Origin of the sequence: Thioalkalivibrio sp. ALE30, from assembly GCF_000377465.1 — a bacterium.
Lineage (GTDB): Bacteria > Pseudomonadota > Gammaproteobacteria > Ectothiorhodospirales > Ectothiorhodospiraceae > Thioalkalivibrio.
In genome coordinates, this window is record NZ_KB898173.1 from 131,054 (window position 1) to 148,003 (window position 16,950).

General features: G+C 65.6%; 13 protein-coding genes and 4 tRNA genes. 1 reads left to right on the forward strand and 16 read right to left on the reverse strand.

The features are described 5' to 3' along the window. Positions 1–2 precede the first annotated feature (2 nt). Entirely contained in the window at positions 3–1,862 is a 1,860-nt protein-coding gene (locus D107_RS0109750) for a peptide-binding protein (RefSeq protein ID WP_018881355.1), read from the reverse strand. A gap of 252 nt (positions 1,863–2,114) precedes the next feature. Between D107_RS0109750 and D107_RS0109755 the strand changes: the two genes are divergently transcribed. After that, positions 2,115–2,918 carry an enoyl-ACP reductase gene (locus D107_RS0109755; protein ID WP_018867493.1) on the forward strand — a complete coding sequence of 268 codons (804 nt, stop codon included), beginning with the start codon at positions 2,115–2,117 and terminating at the stop codon, positions 2,916–2,918. A gap of 339 nt (positions 2,919–3,257) precedes the next feature. Here the strand turns inward: D107_RS0109755 and D107_RS0109760 are convergent, their stop codons facing one another. From D107_RS0109760 to pal, 15 genes are all read right to left on the reverse strand, one after another. Further along, entirely contained in the window at positions 3,258–5,147 is a 1,890-nt protein-coding gene (locus D107_RS0109760; RefSeq protein ID WP_018881356.1) for a SurA N-terminal domain-containing protein, read from the reverse strand. A gap of 391 nt (positions 5,148–5,538) precedes the next feature. Next, a tRNA-Asp gene (locus D107_RS0109770) sits at positions 5,539–5,615 on the reverse strand. Between the two features lie 36 nt (positions 5,616–5,651). Then, positions 5,652–5,727: transfer RNA gene (locus D107_RS0109775), tRNA-Val, on the reverse strand. 11 nt (positions 5,728–5,738) lie between these two features. Further along, positions 5,739–6,011 carry an HU family DNA-binding protein gene (locus D107_RS0109780; RefSeq protein ID WP_017940837.1) on the reverse strand — a complete coding sequence of 91 codons (273 nt, stop codon included), beginning with the start codon at positions 6,009–6,011 and terminating at the stop codon, positions 5,739–5,741. Positions 6,012–6,271: 260 nt separating this feature from the next. After that, positions 6,272–8,737, reverse strand: coding sequence for an endopeptidase La (gene lon, locus D107_RS0109785; RefSeq protein ID WP_018867495.1), 2,466 nt, complete (start codon positions 8,735–8,737; stop codon positions 6,272–6,274). 82 nt (positions 8,738–8,819) lie between these two features. Beyond that, on the reverse strand, positions 8,820–10,100 hold the full coding sequence (gene clpX / locus D107_RS0109790) for an ATP-dependent Clp protease ATP-binding subunit ClpX (RefSeq protein ID WP_018867496.1): 1,281 nt from the start codon (positions 10,098–10,100) through the stop codon (positions 8,820–8,822). A gap of 148 nt (positions 10,101–10,248) precedes the next feature. Beyond that, a complete protein-coding gene (clpP, locus tag D107_RS0109795; protein WP_018867497.1) occupies positions 10,249–10,890 on the reverse strand; it encodes an ATP-dependent Clp endopeptidase proteolytic subunit ClpP in 642 nt (213 codons plus the stop codon). Continuing rightward, positions 10,887–12,194 (reverse strand): trigger factor, encoded by a 1,308-nt coding sequence (gene tig, locus D107_RS0109800; protein WP_026279296.1) that lies wholly within the window; start codon positions 12,192–12,194, stop codon positions 10,887–10,889. Before tig ends, clpP begins: the two co-directional genes overlap by 4 nt. Before the next feature lie 82 nt (positions 12,195–12,276). After that, positions 12,277–12,363 (reverse strand) — tRNA-Leu (locus tag D107_RS0109805). A 122-nt stretch (positions 12,364–12,485) separates the two neighbouring features. Beyond that, positions 12,486–12,561, reverse strand: a tRNA-Lys gene (locus D107_RS0109810). A gap of 139 nt (positions 12,562–12,700) precedes the next feature. Further along, entirely contained in the window at positions 12,701–13,969 is a 1,269-nt protein-coding gene (locus D107_RS0109815) for a YeeE/YedE family protein (protein ID WP_028484713.1), read from the reverse strand. Positions 13,970–14,107: 138 nt separating this feature from the next. Further along, complete coding sequence (queC, locus tag D107_RS0109820) at positions 14,108–14,794, reverse strand: 7-cyano-7-deazaguanine synthase QueC (protein ID WP_018881357.1); 687 nt, start codon at positions 14,792–14,794, stop codon at positions 14,108–14,110. 1 nt (position 14,795) lies between these two features. Next, positions 14,796–15,491: a 7-carboxy-7-deazaguanine synthase QueE gene (gene queE, locus D107_RS0109825; protein WP_018878518.1), complete on the reverse strand. Its 696-nt coding sequence runs from the start codon at positions 15,489–15,491 to the stop codon at positions 14,796–14,798. Beyond that, positions 15,488–16,330, reverse strand: a complete 843-nt coding sequence (gene ybgF, locus D107_RS0109830) for a tol-pal system protein YbgF (protein ID WP_018881358.1) — start codon at positions 16,328–16,330, stop codon at positions 15,488–15,490. Before ybgF ends, queE begins: the two co-directional genes overlap by 4 nt. Before the next feature lie 27 nt (positions 16,331–16,357). Further along, positions 16,358–16,912 carry a peptidoglycan-associated lipoprotein Pal gene (pal, locus tag D107_RS0109835; protein ID WP_018881359.1) on the reverse strand — a complete coding sequence of 185 codons (555 nt, stop codon included), beginning with the start codon at positions 16,910–16,912 and terminating at the stop codon, positions 16,358–16,360. Between the last annotated feature and the right edge of the window lie 38 nt (positions 16,913–16,950).

Here is a 16,950-nt window from a genome sequence, read left to right on the forward strand (position 1 = left end):
GACTACTGCCCGTAGCGCTGGAGTTCGAAGGGCACGTAGATCTCCAGCGGCACCGCCCCGAGGTTCAGCCCCAGCGCGGTCTGTTCCAGGTTCTGGATGCGCCGGTCGATGAAGGCCAGCGTCTGGCGCCGCATCAGGAAGGTGTAGGGCTGGTCCTCGTGCAGGATGCGCTCGGCCTCGCGCCACAGCTCCATGCGCGCCGGCTCGTCCACCTCGCCGCGGGCCGCCTCGATGATCGCGTCCAGCTCGGGGTTCTGGTAGTGGATAAAGTTGTCGCCGCCGGAAACGGTCTGGCTGGAGTGGAACATCTGGTAGATATCCACCTCGACGCCACTGGTCCAGCCCAGCGTGATGGCGTCGAAGTCCTGGCGACTGAGCTTTTCCAGCATCACCGACCACTCGGTCGGCTGGGGTCGCATCTCCACTCCGGCACGCGCATAGAGATCGCGCAGGAACAGAGCGATCCGTCGGGTGTCCTCATTGTCCTGGAAATACGCCAGTTCGAAGGAGAACGGCTCCCCGTCCTCGTTGACCAGCACGCCGTCCCGGTTACGCTCGCGGTAGCCGGCCTCGGCGAGCAGCTCCAGGGCCCGCTCGACATCAAAGGGGATGGGTTCGAGATCCGGATTGTGCTGATCGCTGCGCGGCGAGAACGGCGAGATCGCCCGCTCGGCATACCCCAGCATGACCTCCTCGATCAGCCGGTCGACGTCCGTCAGGTAGCTCATCGCCTTGCGCACCCGCGGATCGGCGAAGCGCGTTGGCTCGCCGTTGCGCTGCTGATTCCAGGCGATATAGGAATAGCCCGCCGTCGGACTCATGTACTCGTGGGTGTCCGCGCGTTCGCGCAGCGCCTCGTCGTCACGTAGCCGGGCGTATTCACGCGGCCGCGCGCCGTAGACATCGATATCCCGGTTGCGGAAGGTGGTCAGGCGCGCGCTGTCGTTCTGGATTACGCGCCAGACCAGGCGATCCAATGGCGGCTCGATCGGGCCCCAGTAGCGCGGGTTGCGCTCCAGCTCGATGCGCCCGGCGTCCGGCGTCCAGCCGGTCGGGTCCTCCAGCCGGTAGGGGCCGGATCCTAGCAGGATGCCGCGCGACTCGTTGAAGGTCTCGGGGTCCTCCAGGTAGCGCTCGTAGAAGTGCTTCGGCAGCACATCGAGGCCCCCGGCCACCCGCATCGCATCGAAGAACGGTTCCTCGAACACGAAGCGCACGGTGCGTTCGTCCACGGCCTCCACGGCCTCGACCTTCTCCAGGAAGGCACGCGCCCGCGGCACCGCGATGGCGTCGGTCATCAGGAAATCGAAGGTGAACTCGACATCCTCCGCGGTCAGTGGCTCGCCATCGGAAAACTGCGGCCCCGAACGCAGGCGGAAGGTCAGCTCCGTCCCGCTGTCGTCGAATTCCCAGGACTCGGCCAGCAGACCCTGCCATTCCAGGGTGTCCGGATCGCGAACCACCAGCGACTCCAGCACATAGTTCTGCACCTCGGAGGCATAGGCATCCGAGGACACATACGGCGTAATGGTCGCGAGCCCCGTGCCAAAGGCCTGCACCAGCCAGTCACCCTCGGCGTAGTCCTCCTGCTCCGCGGCCCGTGCCGCGCGGCGGAAGGCCGACGGGACCGCGTCCGCCCGCGGGGCCTGCTCGGCCTCCATGCCGGCGAAACGTCCCGAGGCCAGGTCCGACTCCAGCCCCTGCAGGCTGCGCCGCAGCGCCCGCAGGTCCCGAGCCTGCTCGCTCATGGTGTTCTGCATGGAGGCCATGCGCTGCCACTGGCGGTCGATCTGGACCATCACCAGCAGCAACAGGATGCCCAGCACGATCAGGGTCACGATCCAACCGAAATGACGACTCACAAGACCTCCGGGTTGTTGCGCTGGCCGCCCGCCACACTGTTTTCGGCATGACGGGCGAGCGGTCGCGGGGACCGCGGGTGCTGGCACTATAGCAAGCCACCTGCTTCGGCTCATCGGGTGCTGGCCGCACTAGCACCACATCGGTATGATCCCGGAGACAGTCGCGCCCGTCCCCGGTTCCGCAGCCGGGCGGGCGCCGTCGAGACGGCCCGCCCGGGTACGTCCGCACGGATCCGAACCAAGGAGTGTCACATGGGTTTTCTGAAGGGCAAGCGCGCACTGATCGTCGGCGTTGCCAGCAACCGTTCCATCGCCTACGGCATTGCCGCGGCCATGCATCGCGAGGGCGCCGAGCTCGCCTTCACCTACCAGAACGAACGCCTGCGCGATCGCGTCGAGAAACTGGTCGCGGACTTCGACTCCGACATCCTGGTGCCCTGCAACGTCGAGGATGACCGCGAGATTGAACAGGTCTTCGAGCACCTGGACAATTACTGGGACGGCGTCGACATCCTGGTGCACTCGGTGGCCTTCGCACCCAAGGAGCAACTGGAAGGCGACTTCCTCGACAACATGACCCGCGACGGCTTCCGCATCGCGCACGACGTCAGCTCCTACAGCCTCGCGGCCTTTGCCAAGGCCGGCCGCGCGATGATGAAGGATCGAGACGCCTCCATCCTTACCCTCAGCTATCTGGGCGCCGAACGCTCGATGCCCAACTACAACGTGATGGGTCTGGCCAAGGCGAGCCTGGAGGCGAACGTCCGTTACCTGGCCTATACGCTGGGACCGGAGAGCACCCGGGTGAACGCGATCTCCGCCGGCCCGATCCGCACCCTCGCGGCCTCCGGGATCGGCGAGTTCAAGCGCATCCTCGACCACGTCGAGGCCAATGCCCCGCTGCGGCGCAACGTGACCACCGAACAGGTCGGAAACGCCGGCGCCTTCCTCTGCTCCGATCTCGCCTCCGGCATCACCGGCGAGATCATGTATGTCGACTCCGGCTACAACACGGTGGGCCTGGGCGCGGCCGAGATCGGCCTCGACAACAAGTAGCTCGCGGGCTTCGGCCCCGATGCCGCCTCTTCCCGTGGCAGACATGGAAAAGCCCGGCCCGCATGAGCGGAGCCGGGCTTTCTTGTTTTCGGGCTGCAACCGGTCTCGGCCAATCAAACCCGCTCGGCATTAGCGGCCATAAGGCAAGGGCGTTGAACCACAGAGTGCACAGAGGACACGGAGAATTCGCAGGGACTGCTTAGCGCGAAGGTATTCCGAGAGACAGGACAAACGCATCGCTCCCCGCGCCCCGTCCAGTCAGTCACAATCGACGTTCTTCGTGGGCTCCGTGTCCTCCGTGGTGTTACGTCCCTTGGCCTTTCCAAACAACGACTCAGGCTAGTCGAGCGCGTCGGGGAAGCGCTTGATGTCGGCCTGCTCTTCCAGCCAGGCGAGGTAGGCCCGGAATTCGGCGCTGCCATAGGCATTACCGATCTGGTCACGCTCCTGCTGGCGTGCAGCGGCATCGGCGGCGTCCTCGCCCATACGCACCTCTTCCAGCACGGTCACGGCAAAGTCGCCGTCGCCGATCCGGGCACCGGCGATCTCCACCGCGCCCTCGCCCGGGGCCGGCAGGCGGAACAGGTGGTCCTGCAAGCCGGTGGGCAGTTCCGCGGCGCGCTCGCGGGTGACCTCGACCGAGCGACTCCAGGCCCCGTTCTCGTCCGCCTCTGAGGCCCAGTCCTCCGCCGCGGTCAGGCGCTCGATCAGGGCCTCGCCGGCTTCACGGGCAGCATCGGCCGCCGCCTGACGCTGCAGGCGCTCGCGAATCGTGTCTTCCACCTCCGCCAGCGGGCGCAGCTCGGACGGCTGGTGTTCGTCGATCCGCAGGATCACGGTGGAGCCGTCCTGCAGGTCGATCGCCTCGCTGTTGTGGCCGTCTTCCAGCACCCGCGGATCAAACGCCGCGTTTCGAATGGAGCGGTGCCGCGCAATGCCGTCCCCGGAGCCCCGCGAGAACCAGTCGCTGGTCTGGATCTCCAGCCCGGTCGCATCGGCCGCCGGCTCCAGGCTGTCGGGGAACTCGATCCCCAGCGCCATCATGTCGTCCAGGGCGTCAATCTGCATCTGCTCCGCCGTGCGATCGCGCAGATCCTGCTCGACCTCGTCGCGGACCTCTTCGAACGGCTGCGGCTGGGCCTCCTGGATCGCGGTCACCTCCAGGATGAACCAGCCTCGCTCGGTGCGCACCGGCTGGCTGATCAGATCCTTCGGCAGGGTGAAGATCACGGTCTCCAGCGTCGAGCCCAGGTCCCCCCGGGCGATCTCGCCCATTCGCCCGCCACGGTCGGCGGTCAGGCTGTCCTCCGAGTATTCCTCGGCCAGCTCGGCAAAGTCCTCGCCGGCCTCCAGCCGCTCGCGCAGCTCGCGGATGCGGGCCTCGCCCTCCTCGCCCGTGTCCTGAATACGGATCTGGCGCACCTCGCGCAGCTCCGGCTGCTCGTAGCGGCTGCGGTTCACCCGGTAGTGCTCGCGCACCTGGTCCTCGGTGACCTCGACCCCGGCCTCCAGGCCCTCCGGATCCAGCCGGAGATAACTCACCCGTACGCGCTCGGTGGTGGTGAACTCATCGGGATTGGCTTCGTAGTACGCCTGGATGGCGTCCTCGTCCACCACGTCCGGACGGTCGAACTCGTCCGCGGAGAAGACCCGCCAGCTGGCCACGCGGGTCTGGTTGCGCAGACGACTGTAGTCTTCCACCAGGCTTTCCGGTACCACGCCGGTCGCCTGGATCCCCCGCTGGATCTGCGACAGGACAATGCTGCGCGCGATGTCCTGTTCGAAGTCCGCGGGACTGATCCGCTGGGCGTTCAGCAGCTGGCTATAGCGTTCGCGGCTGAAGCGGCCCTCTTCCTGAAACACCGGCATGCCGCGGATCTCGCGCAGCACGCTGTCTCCGGCGGCCTTGAAGCCCGCGGAATCCGCCGCCTGGCGCAACAGCTCTTGCCGGATCAGCGTCTCCAGGGCCTGCAGGCGGATACCCTGCTCGTCGAGCACGTCCTCGGGGATCTCGCCGCCGAACATGCGCGCCATTTCGTCGCGCTGGGCGCGCGCCTCCTGATGCACGTCGCGCACCGCGATATCCGTGCCGTTCACCTCGGCCGCCACCAGCGGGCCCGCCCCGCCGAAATACTCGCCCAGGCCCCACAGGGCAAAGGGGATGGTGATCAGGCCGATGATCACATAGGCGAGCCAGCCGCTCGCCCGGTCACGAATCGCTTGCAACATGATGGTCTCTGCTCACTCCGCCGTGGAGAGGAAATCGGGAATCGACCGCCGATGGTAGCAGGCGCGCCCGCGCGCGTCTGCGCCTGGGTTATCCACCACGAAGCGCACGAAGGCACGAAGAAGGGCCAGGTCAAGGGCGTTTGCACCACAGAGGACACGGAGGGCACGGAGAAAGTCGATAGCGATCCGCGGGAAGGACAGAGCATCGTAGGATTGGAAGGATGAAGTTGTGTCAGGGGGGGAACGCCGCGTGTTGCCGCGGCCCCGAATTCCTTGCCCTTCTCCGTGTCCTTCGTGTCCTCTGTGGTGCAAACGCCCTTGACCTTCTTTTCTCCTGGATCCCAATCGCCAAGAAAAGAAAAAGGCGCCACAAGGGCGCCTTTCTCGGAGATGGCGGAGCGGACGGGACTCGAACCCGCGACCCCCGGCGTGACAGGCCGGTATTCTAACCAGCTGAACTACCGCTCCGTATTCTTGCAGTGCAACCAGGGTCAGGGTTGCACTTGGTGGGTGCTGACGGGTTCGAACCGCCGACATTCGCCTTGTAAGGGCGACGCTCTACCAACTGAGCTAAGCACCCGATAAAGCGCGCTAGTTTACTCGATCCTTGAGCGCTTTACCAGCCTTGAACGAAGGCGTTTTCGAAGCGGCGATCTGGATGGTCTGACCGGTACGCGGGTTACGACCGGTGCGGGCCTCACGCTCGCGCACCAGGAAGGTACCGAAGCCGACAAGGGAGACCTGGTCACCCTTGGCGAGGGTGTCGCCAACAACACTTACCATGGCATCCACGATCCGGCCGGCCTGGGCCTTGGGGACATCGGCTTCCGCCGCGATCGCGTCGATCAGTTCGGATTTATTCATGAAGCGCTTCCTTATCTCAGTGGTGACTCAGGCTTTCTGCCGGACTGGGCCTAGCTTACACCAGCCGGAGGCCTTTTCTCCATGGCCCCGCAACTGCCCTCGGCGAGAAATCAGGTGATGCGGATGGGGTTATAGCAAGCCCCCGGAAAACGAGTCAAACGCGATCTCCTGACCGCCCCCGCACGGGTGTGATCCAGTCCACAAAAAACCGCGGAGCCCCGGTCTGCGGGTCCCCGCGGTTTCCGTCCGTTTACAGACGCTTAGTGGTGCCGAACCCGGCGACGGCCGGATTCCTTGGCCGGTTTGACGACTTCTTCGACCTTCTCCGGGGTTTCGCCCGCCTTGCCCTCCGGCATATGCGTCAGCGCCACCTCCAGGACCTCGTCGATCCAGCGCACCGGGCGAATATCGAGCTTCTGCTTGATGTTCTTCGGGATGTCGACCAGATCCTTCTCGTTTTCTTCGGGGATCAGGACCGTGCGGATCCCGCCGCGATGGGCGGCCAGCAGCTTCTCCTTCAACCCGCCGATCGGGAGGACCTGGCCGCGCAGGGTGATCTCCCCGGTCATCGCCACATCCGCTCGCACCGGGATCCCGGTCAGTGCCGAGACGATCGCGGTGCACATGCCGATACCGGCAGATGGTCCGTCCTTGGGCGTCGCACCCTCCGGCACGTGGATATGCAGGTCCTTCTTCTCGTGGAAGTTTTCCTCCAGCCCCAGGGCCTCGGCACGCGAGCGCACCACGGTCAGCGCCGCGTGGATGGATTCCTGCATCACGTCGCCGAGCTTCCCGGTCTGCTGGGTCTTGCCCTTGCCCGGGACCACGCTGGCCTCGATAGTCAGCAGCTCGCCCCCGACCTCGGTCCAGGCCAGACCGGTCACCTGACCGATCTGATCGTTCTCCTCGGCCAGGCCGAAGCGGAAACGGCGCACGCCCAGGTACTTCTCCAGCGTCTTCGGGGTCACCGACGTGGTCCGCGCACGCTCCTTCTCGCTGGCCAGCAGGCGCTGCTTGGCCACCTTGCGGCAGACCTTGGCGATCTCGCGCTCCAGCGAGCGCACACCGGCCTCCCGGGTGTAATAGCGCACGATGTCGCGCACCGCCGCATCGGAGATCTGGATCTCGGCCGGCTTCAGGCCATTGGCCTTGATCTGCTTGTCGAGCAGGTAGTTGTGGGCGATGTTGACCTTCTCGTCCTCGGTGTAGCCGGACAGCCGGATGACCTCCATGCGATCCAGCAGCGGCCCGGGGATGTGCATGCTGTTGGCCGTGGCCACGAACATCACGTCGGACAGGTCGAAATCGACCTCCAGATAGTGGTCGCTGAACGTGTGGTTCTGCTCCGGATCCAGCACCTCGAGCATGGCCGAGGCGGGGTCGCCCCGGAAATCCATCGCCATCTTGTCGATCTCGTCGAGCAGGAACAGCGGGTTGCGCACCCCGACCTTGGCCAGGTTCTGGATGATCTTGCCCGGCAGCGAGCCGATGTAGGTGCGACGGTGGCCGCGGATCTCGGCCTCGTCACGCACCCCGCCCAGCGCCATGCGCATGAACTTGCGGTTGGTCGCACGAGCGATGGACTGACCCAGCGAGGTCTTGCCGACGCCGGGCGGGCCCACCAGGCACAGGATCGGGCCCTTCAGCTTGCGCACTCGCGACTGCACGGCGAGGTACTCGAGGATGCGTTCCTTGACCTCTTCCAGGCCGTAGTGGTCCTCGTTGAGGATCTTCTCGGCACGCGCCAGATCCTTGCTGACCCGGGTCTTCTTCTTCCACGGGACATTGACCAGCCAGTCGATGTAGCTGCGCACGACGGTGGCCTCGGCCGACATCGGCGACATCATCTTCAGCTTGTTCAGCTCGGCGGTGGCCTTCTTCTTGGCCTCCTCCGGCATCCCGGCCTTCTCGATCTTCTCGGCCAGGTCTTCCTGTTCGTTCGGCGCGTCCTCGAGGTCGCCCAGCTCCTTCTGAATGGCCTTCATCTGCTCATTCAGGTAGTACTCGCGCTGGGATTTCTCCATCTGCTGCTTCACGCGGCCGCGGATCTTCTTCTCGATCTGCAGCACGTCCATCTCGCCCTCGATCTTGGCGACCAGGTGCTCCAGGCGTTCGCGCACATTGGCGATCTCGAGGACCTGCTGCTTCTCCTCGAGCTTCAGGGACATGTGCGCGGCGATGGTATCGGCCAGGCGCGAGGTGTCGTCGATCCCGGCCAGCGAGGTCAGGATCTCCGGCGGGACCTTCTTGTTCAGCTTGATGTACTGCTCGAACTGGTTCAGCGCGGACCGCCCGAGGACCTCGAGTTCCTTGTCCTCGGTGTCGTATTCCTCGTCGATCAGGCGAATGTCGGAGACGAAGTAGTCCTCCTCCTTCTCCGCATCGCCGGTGGTGGAAACATCCATCACGCGGGCGCGCTGGGCCCCCTCCACCAGCACCTTGATGGTGCCGTCGGGCAGGCGCAGCAGTTGCAGGATGTTGCCCAGGGTACCGATATCGTGCAGATCGCCGGCTTCGGGTTCGTCGACCTCGGCGCTCTTCTGGGCGACCAGCAGGACCTGCTTGTTCTCGGCCATGGCCGAATCCAGCGCGCGGATCGACTTCTCGCGACCCACGAACAGCGGGATGACCATGTGCGGATAGACCACGACATCGCGAAGCGGCAGCACCGCGACGCGCTTGACGGGGGAGTCCACCTCGTTCTGGGAGGAGTGGGTATCGGTCATGTTGCCCCCTCAGGGCTGGACGAATGTACAGAAGGAAGTGGGGGCGGCGGCGCCCATTTCAAGGGCGCCGCAACACTTCCGCTCAGGAATCCGCGGCCGCCTGCTTCTTGGCGAACGAGTCGTTCTCGTACACCAGATACGGCTCGGCATCGCCGCGGATCACCGCCTCGTCGATCACCACCTTGCTGACGCCTTCCATGGACGGCAGCTCGTACATGGTGTCGAGCAGGATGTTCTCCATGATGGTGCGCAGGCCGCGCGCCCCGGTCTTGCGCTCCATCGCCTTGTGGGCGATCGCGGACAGGGCGTCGTCGCGGAACTCCAGTTCCACCCCTTCCATCTCGAACAGGCGGGCATACTGCTTGACCAGGGCGTTCTTCGGCTGGGTCAGGATGGTGATCAGCGCGTCCTCGTCCAGCTCGTCCAGGGTCGCCTGCACCGGCAGGCGCCCCACGAACTCGGGGATCAGGCCATAGCGCACCAGGTCGTCGGCCTCCAGCTGCTTGAGCCACTGGCCACCGGACTTGGCCGCCTCGGTGGTACGCAGCTCGGCGCCAAAGCCGATGCCGCCCTTCTCGGCGCGCTGCTGGATGACCTTCTCCAGCCCGGAGAAGGCCCCGCCGCAGATGAACAGGATGTTGCTGGTATCGACCTGCAGAAACTCCTGCTGCGGGTGCTTGCGCCCGCCCTGCGGCGGGACCGAGGCGGTGGTGCCCTCGATCAGCTTCAGCAACGCCTGCTGCACACCCTCGCCCGAGACGTCACGGGTGATGGAGGGGTTGTCCGACTTGCGCGAGACCTTGTCGATCTCGTCGATGTAGACGATGCCGTTCTCGGCCTTCTCCACATCGTAGTCGCACTTCTGCAGCAGCTTCTGGATGATGTTCTCGACATCCTCGCCCACGTAACCGGCCTCGGTCAGCGTGGTCGCGTCGGCGATGGTAAACGGGACGTTCAGTACTCGCGCCAGCGTCTCGGCCAGCAGCGTCTTGCCGGAGCCGGTCGGGCCGATCAGCATGATGTTCGACTTGGACAGCTCGACATCGTCCTTGCCGGCCTTGGCCTGCAGACGCTTGTAGTGGTTGTACACCGCGACCGAGAGGATCTTCTTCGCGGAGTTCTGGCCGATCACGTAGTCGTCCAGGATCGCGCGGATCTCGTGCGGGGTCGGGAGGGAATCCCGCTCGGTGTGGCCGGCCTCCTGCATCTCCTCGCGGATGATGTCATTGCACAGCTCGACGCACTCGTCGCAGATGAATACGGATGGCCCGGCGATCAGCTTGCGCACCTCGTGCTGACTCTTTCCGCAGAAAGAACAGTACAGGAGCTTGCCGTCGGCGGAGGGGGTGGTTTCGTCGCTCATCCGTTTGCCTCGGTTGCGATTTCAGTGTTCTTCAAAACATGCCCCGTTTGCCTGTGAGTTGCAAACGGGCCAAGCAGAAGTCCGGTATTGAGGCCCCGCCCCGGAGCCGGTTTCCGGGGCGCGGTTGCGATCGGCGCGGACGAGGGGATCAGTCGTCCGCGGAGTTGCGGTGGGTCAGGACGTGGTCGACCAGGCCGTATTCCTTGGCGTCGGTCGCGGTCATGAAACGGTCGCGATCGGTGTCCTGCTCGATCTTCTCGATCGGCTGGCCGGTGTGGTGGGCCAGTACGCGGTTCAGCTCGTCGCGGATCTTCAGGATCTCGCGGGCATGGATATCGATATCCGACGCCTGACCCTGAAAGCCGCCCAGCGGCTGGTGGATCATCACCCGCGAGTGCGGCAGCGTATGGCGCTTGCCGGGGGCCCCGCCCGCCAGCAGAACAGCGCCCATGCTCGCGGCCTGGCCCACGCACAGCGTGCTGACCTCGGGCTTGATGAACTGCATGGTGTCGTAGATCGCCATGCCAGCGGTGACCGCGCCCCCCGGGGAGTTGATGTACAGGCTGATCTCCTTGTCCGGGTTCTCCGACTCGAGGAACAGCAGCTGAGCCACGATCACGTTGGCCATGTAGTCCTCGACCGGACCCACACAGAAGATGACCCGGTCCTTCAGCAGACGGGAATAGATGTCGTAGGCGCGCTCGCCGCGGGCGGTCTGTTCGACCACCATCGGGACCAGGTTCAGGCCCTGGGCATGCTGCGCACCCTGGTCGGCCATGTCGTGGCTCATTCAGTCGACTCCTTGTTCGGATTCATGACGTCCTGGAAGCTGGTTTCCTTCTCGGTGACCTTGGCCTGCTCGACCACCCAGTCGACCACCTGGTCTTCCAGCACCAGCGACTCCAGGTTGCTCTTGGCCTGGGGATTGGAGCGGTAGTAGTTCTTCACCTCTTCCGGGTCCTCGTAGGTCGCGGCCATCTCCTCGAGATCGCGCTCGACGCGCTCGGCGTCCACCTCGAACCCCTTCTGGTCGATGATCGCACGCAGGGCCAGCCCCAGGCGGACGCGGCGCTTCGCCTCGTCCTCGAACAGGCTGTCCGGCAGCGGCTGGGTCTGCTCGGCACCCCCGAAACGCTTCTCGGCTTCCTCGCGCAGACGGTTGATCTCCGACTTCACCAGGGCGTCCGGCAGGTCGAAGTCGTGCTTGTCGACCACGGCCTCCAGGACCTGCTGCTTCACCCGGCCCTTCAGGGCCTGACGCAGTTCCCGCTCCATATTGGACCGCACATCAGCGCGAAGTTTCTCCACCGAGCCGTCCTCGATGCCGAATTTCTTCGCGAACTCTTCGTCGACCTCCGGCAGCTTGGGCCCCTCGACCTGCTTGATGGTCAGGGCGAACTGCGCGGTCTGGCCCTTCAGGTTCTCCGCCGGGTAATCCTCGGGGAAGGTGACGTCGATGGTCGGCTCCTCGCCGGCCTTCACGCCCTTGAGCTGCTTCTCGAAGCTCTCGATCAGGCGCCCGGCGCCGACCTCGACCTGGAAGTCCTCGGCCTTGCCGCCCTCGAACTCCTCGCCGTTCAGGGTGCCGACGAAGTCCAGGGTGACACGGTCGCCCTTCTTCGCCTTGCGCTTGACCTCGGCCCACTCCTTGTTCTGCTCGCGCAGCGAGTCAATTACGCGGTCGATGTCCTCGTCCGCCACCTCGGCCTTCGGCCGCTCGATCTCGACGTCGGCGAAGTCGGCCACCTGCACCTCCGGGAACACCTGGAAGCTGGCGGTGAACTCGATGGCGTCGCCGCCCTCCAGGCTGGTCGGCTCGATGCTCGGGTTACCGGCCGGTTCCAGGCCCTCCTGCTGCACCGCCTCGCGGTAGCTCTCCTGCAGGACCTCGCTCAGCACCTCCTGGTAGACGCCGGTGCCATAGCGCTGGCGCACCACCTTCAGCGGGACCTTGCCCGGGCGAAACCCGTCCAGCTTGACCCGCTTGGCCAGGGACTTCAGGCGGTTGTCGACCTCGGTGTCGACCCGCTCGGAGGGGACCTGGATGGTCATCTTGCGTTCCAGGTTGCCGGTGGCTTCAACAGAAACTTGCATGGAGGGCCTCGTCATAGTTCGGATATCGGTCATCCCTGCCGATCGCAGTGGTAACCTTCATGGCGTTGGGAAATGCGGACTGTGGTGCGAAAGGAGAGACTCGAACTCTCACGGGTTTTACCCCACTGGGACCTAAACCCAGCGCGTCTACCAGTTCCGCCACTTTCGCGATCTTGCAGAAAACTCTTGTTGTGTTCGCGCGTTAGCCGCGCATTCTAGCGTGTTCCCCGCCCACAAACACAAAAGGCCCGTATGAACGGGCCCTTGTGCCGGCGCGGGGACCGGAGAAAATGGTGGGTCGTGTAGGATTCGAACCTACGACCAATTGGTTAAAAGCCAACTGCTCTACCAACTGAGCTAACGACCCTTTTCGGTTTGGCCGGCGGCGACCCCGCGGGTCGCCCTGGCCGAGCTGCAAAACCGAAGGCCCGGGATCACCGGGCCTCCAGTGCCGCGTAGTTTACGGCGCGGCGGGGAAAACGCAAGGCGCCCCCGCCGCTACGCCATCAGATGGCTTCCAGCTTGCGCATGCCACCCGGCAGCAGCTTCATGTCCACCAGCGAGGTGATCAGCGCCTTGCCGAAGGAGGCCTCGTCTTCGTAGACCATCTTGTAGTACTGGATCTTCATGGTCAGCGCGGCCCCGAAGACGATCATGATGAAGGTCAGGAAGCCGCCCAGCGCGAGCGTGGAGATCCCGGTGATGCCCTGACCGATGGTGCAGCCCATCGCCAGCACGCCACCGAAGCCCATCAGGATCGCGCCGATGAAGTGGTTCACGAAGTCGCGCACCGAGGCGAACCACTCGAAGCGGAACGCACGGGTAACCAGGGCCCAGAAGAAGGAGCCGAGGATCACGCCGGCCAGCGCCATCACGCCGAAGTACAGCACGGTGTTGTCAAACCCGCTCGACACGTAACGCAGGCTCTGGCCCATCGGATTGATGAAGGTGAACGACTGGTTGGCCCACGGGGCACTCTCGGACGGGCGCTCACCCGCGTCTGCATCGGCCACGAAGTCCCAATCGGCCACGTAGGCCTGCGGGGTATAGGTGTCCATGCCATCGTCGATCTGGATGTTGCTGGTCAGCCACCAGGCGCCGAGCACCATCAGGCCGATCACCAGACCGCCCAGGATGTTGTCAAAGCTCTTGCGGAAGTCCGCGGCCTTGAAGATCAGGGCCAGCAGCAGCACGCCGATCACCGCGCCCAGCACCAGGCGGGCGGTCAGGCCGTTCTCTTCGCCGGCCACCAGGGTACCCAGGTCCTGGCCCGCCGGGGTGGAGATGGCCAGCGCGGTGGTCCAGTCCATGAACAGCAGGGAATAGAGGGTATCGGAAGTACCCGGCAGCGGGCGCACCATGTAGTAGGCGATGATCGCGATCACGATCAGCACCATCAGCGACTTGATGTTGCCGCCACCGACGCGCACCAGGGTCTTGTTCCCGCAGCCGGAGGCGTAGGTCATGCCGATCCCGAACAGGAAGCCGCCCAGGGCATGCTCGACCCACTGGAACTCGCTCATGCGGTAGTTCGGGAAGGAACCGTCGGCGCTCAGCACCCCGAAGAACTCGAGGATGGCCACGCCCAGCATGGCCACGGCGATCGCTAGCAGCCAGGAGCGCATACGCCCGGTATCACCCATGTTCACCCAGTCGGAGACGGCGCCCATGGTGCAGAAGTTGGTCTTGTTCGCCACGGCCCCCATGATGAAGGCGAGGATGAACGCCCCACCGAGGAACGCCATCGCGGCAGTTGAAAAACTGGAGAATTCCATCACGTATCCTCTCGACGAAAGATTTCAGGGCAGGCCTGCACCCACGGGGTGCGCAGCATACATCGGACGCTAGACGAGATCGAGCCCGTTTTCATTCCTGCGGGAACGAACATGCAGCCGGCGGGCTGCCGGCGGGCATCACGCGGGGATATAGCGGGTCGGGTCCGGCACGCCGGCCGCAGCAAAGCCCTCGCCCCGGATGCGGCAACTGTCGCAGCGGCCGCAGGCGCGCCCCTCGGCATCGGCCTGATAGCAGCTGACCGTGTGGCGGTAGTCCACCCCGAGCTCGCTGCCCGCCCGGATGATCTCGGCCTTGGACAGGTGCATCAGCGGCGCCCGCACCTCCCAGGGCGTGCCCTCGACCCCGCTGCGGGTGGCCACCCGGGCCAGGTCGCGGAACGCGTCGATGAAGGCCGGACGGCAATCCGGATAACCGGAATAGTCCACCGCATTGGCGCCGACGTAGAGCAGCCGCGCGTCCAGGGTCTCGGCCAGCCCCAGGGCCAGGGCCAGAAACACCGTGTTGCGCGCCGGCACGTAGGTCACCGGGATGCCCTCGGTCGGCGCGGTCGGTACGTCGATCGCCGTGTCTGTCAGCGCCGAGCCACCGATGGCGCTCAGGTCCACCGCCACCACGCGGTGGTCGGTCACGCCCTGGTCCGCGGCGACCCGCCGCGCAGCCTCCAGCTCGGTCCGGTGGCGCTGTCCATAGTCAATGGACAGGGCATGGCACTCCAGGCCTTCGGCGCGCGCCATGGCCAGGCAGGTCGCCGAGTCGAGCCCGCCCGAGAGCAGCACCACGGCCTGTTCCGCGCGTTCGTTCATATCAGCGGCCCGGCTGATCGCCCCAGAGGAGCTTGTGCAGCTGAACCTGGAAGCGTACCGGCACACGTTCGGCCACGATCCAGTCAGCCAGGGTCCGCGGCTCCAGTTCGCCGAACACGGGCGAGAACAGGACCTCGACCTCCGGGTCCAGCCCCAGGCGCTCGAGCTCGGCCCGGGCCCAGTCAAAGTCTGTGCGCCCGGCCAGCACGAACTTCAGCTGGTCCCCGGCCTTCAGCCGCGGAATGTTATCGGGGAGGTTGCGTTCGGCCTCCTTCGAGCCCGGCGCCTTCCAGTCCATCACGATGGCGACCCGGGGGTCGACACCGGCGATGTCCATCGCCCCGCTGGTCTCCAGCGACACCGTGAACCCGGCGTCGCATAGTGCCTCCAGTAGCGGCAGGCAGCCCGGCTGGGCCAGGGGTTCACCACCGGTCACGCAGACATGCCGCACCCCGGTGCGCCCGACCCAGTCGAGGACCGTCGGCAACATCAGCGCCTCGCCGCCCTCGAAGGCGTATTCGCTGTCGCACCAGCGGCAGCGTAGCGGGCAACCGGTCAGGCGCACGAAGGCTGTGGGCCAGCCGACCTGCGCCGCCTCGCCCTGCAGCGAGACAAACATCTCGCTGATCCGCAGCCGCACCGACGCCGGGTCGACGACCCCCGAGCCACGGGCGTCACGCAACGGGGCGGTGGTCATTGGGCGCGATCGATCCGCTGCAGGCGTTCGCGGGCCAGGCGGTCCAGTGTCGTACCGCCATAGTCGGCACGCACTGCCTCCAGGGCCTCGCGGGCCGCATCGAAGTCCTCCAGCTCGTAGTGGGAGTACCCGATCTTCAGCAGTGCATCCCCACTCTTGTCGCTTTCGGGGAAATCCTCGCGCAGGCGCTGGAAGTCCTCGAGCGCCGCCTCGAATTCGCCGCTGGCGTACTTCGCCTCCGCCAGCCAGTACCACGCATTCGCGGTAAAGCTCCCCTCGGGGTAATCCTCGATGAACCGCTCCAGCTTGCGCATGGCGGTGGCAAAGTCGCCGGCCATCAGGTCGTCAAAGGCCTCCTGATAGGCGGCCTGCTCGTCGGCCTCCGGCAGATCCAGCTCGACCACCTCCTCGCGCGGGGCCGCATCCGGCGCCGGCCCTCCGCCCTCGACGGCGGCCACGCGCTCGTCCAGGTGGCGGAACTGGTCGCGCTGACGGGTACTGAGGCGGTTCACCTCGTGGCGCAGGGTCTCCACCTCCCCGCGCAGTTCGCGCAGGTCCCGGTTCAGCGACTCGGAGACCTGCAGCAGCTCGTTCATCGCGCTGGAGTCCAGCACGCGTTCGATGCGGTCCAGGCGTCGATCCAGCTGGCGAATCTGCGACTGGGTCGCGAACACCGTGTCGTCCTGGGCCCCGGCGGTCCCGGGTATCAGGGCCAGCGGGGCCAGGACGAAGACCGCGGCCAGCGTGGCCGCCAGGAAAGACCCCGGGCGGCCCGGGCAGCGAAACAGAAATGCCCCCGAGGGGGCATTTCCGCAAGACGTGTTGAACATCGATCGCATCTGGCTTCCCGGGTTTACTACCCTGACTTAGCGCCGGGATTCGTAGACGAGCTCGACCCGGCGGTTCTTGGCCCAGGCCTCCTCGTTCTGCTGGAAGGCCACCGGCATTTCCTCACCATAACTGATGACCTCAAGCTGGTCATCCGAGGCGCCGTTCAGGTTCAGCACCCGACGCACGGACTGCGAGCGGCGTTCGCCCAGGGCGAGGTTGTATTCGCGGGTACCGCGTTCGTCGGTATGCCCCTCCAGGCGCATGCGCGCGCCAGGGTTCTCCGCCAGGTAGGCCGCGTGGGCCTCCAGCATCGGCATGAATTCGGACCTCACCTCGTCACGGTCGAAGTCAAAGTAGACCAGGCGCTCGGCCAGCGGGCTGTCCGGGTCGTCCAGGGCGGCGGCATCGAACTCCCGATCGCGACCGATACCGCGGGCCTCGGCCGCCTCGCGCTCGGCCCGCGCCTGCTCGGCGGCGCGTTCGCGCTCGGCAGCACGCTCGGCATCTTCGGCATCGCGGGTCGGGGTGGCACAGGCCGACAGGGCCGCGATCACCACGGCGGCAAGGGTCAGACGAAACGCGTTGTTCATGGTGTTGGTTCCTCGAAAGAAGGTGACAGTCAAAGGGT

Bases quoted from the DNA above. Each gene is read 5' to 3' on its own strand.
- pal (WP_018881359.1), bottom strand. From the start codon at position 16,912: ATGAACAACGCGTTTCGTCTGACCCTTGCCGCCGTGGTGATCGCGGCC.
- D107_RS0109760 (WP_018881356.1), bottom strand. From the start codon at position 5,147: ATGTTGCAAGCGATTCGTGACCGGGCGAGCGGCTGGCTCGCCTATGTG.
- tig (WP_026279296.1), bottom strand. From the start codon at position 12,194: ATGCAAGTTTCTGTTGAAGCCACCGGCAACCTGGAACGCAAGATGACC.
- D107_RS0109755 (WP_018867493.1), top strand. From the start codon at position 2,115: ATGGGTTTTCTGAAGGGCAAGCGCGCACTGATCGTCGGCGTTGCCAGC.
- clpP (WP_018867497.1), bottom strand. From the start codon at position 10,890: ATGAGCCACGACATGGCCGACCAGGGTGCGCAGCATGCCCAGGGCCTG.
- queC (WP_018881357.1), bottom strand. From the start codon at position 14,794: ATGAACGAACGCGCGGAACAGGCCGTGGTGCTGCTCTCGGGCGGGCTC.
- queE (WP_018878518.1), bottom strand. From the start codon at position 15,491: ATGACCACCGCCCCGTTGCGTGACGCCCGTGGCTCGGGGGTCGTCGAC.
- D107_RS0109780 (WP_017940837.1), bottom strand. From the start codon at position 6,011: ATGAATAAATCCGAACTGATCGACGCGATCGCGGCGGAAGCCGATGTC.
- clpX (WP_018867496.1), bottom strand. From the start codon at position 10,100: ATGAGCGACGAAACCACCCCCTCCGCCGACGGCAAGCTCCTGTACTGT.
- ybgF (WP_018881358.1), bottom strand. From the start codon at position 16,330: ATGCGATCGATGTTCAACACGTCTTGCGGAAATGCCCCCTCGGGGGCA.
- lon (WP_018867495.1), bottom strand. From the start codon at position 8,737: ATGACCGATACCCACTCCTCCCAGAACGAGGTGGACTCCCCCGTCAAG.
- D107_RS0109815 (WP_028484713.1), bottom strand. From the start codon at position 13,969: ATGGAATTCTCCAGTTTTTCAACTGCCGCGATGGCGTTCCTCGGTGGG.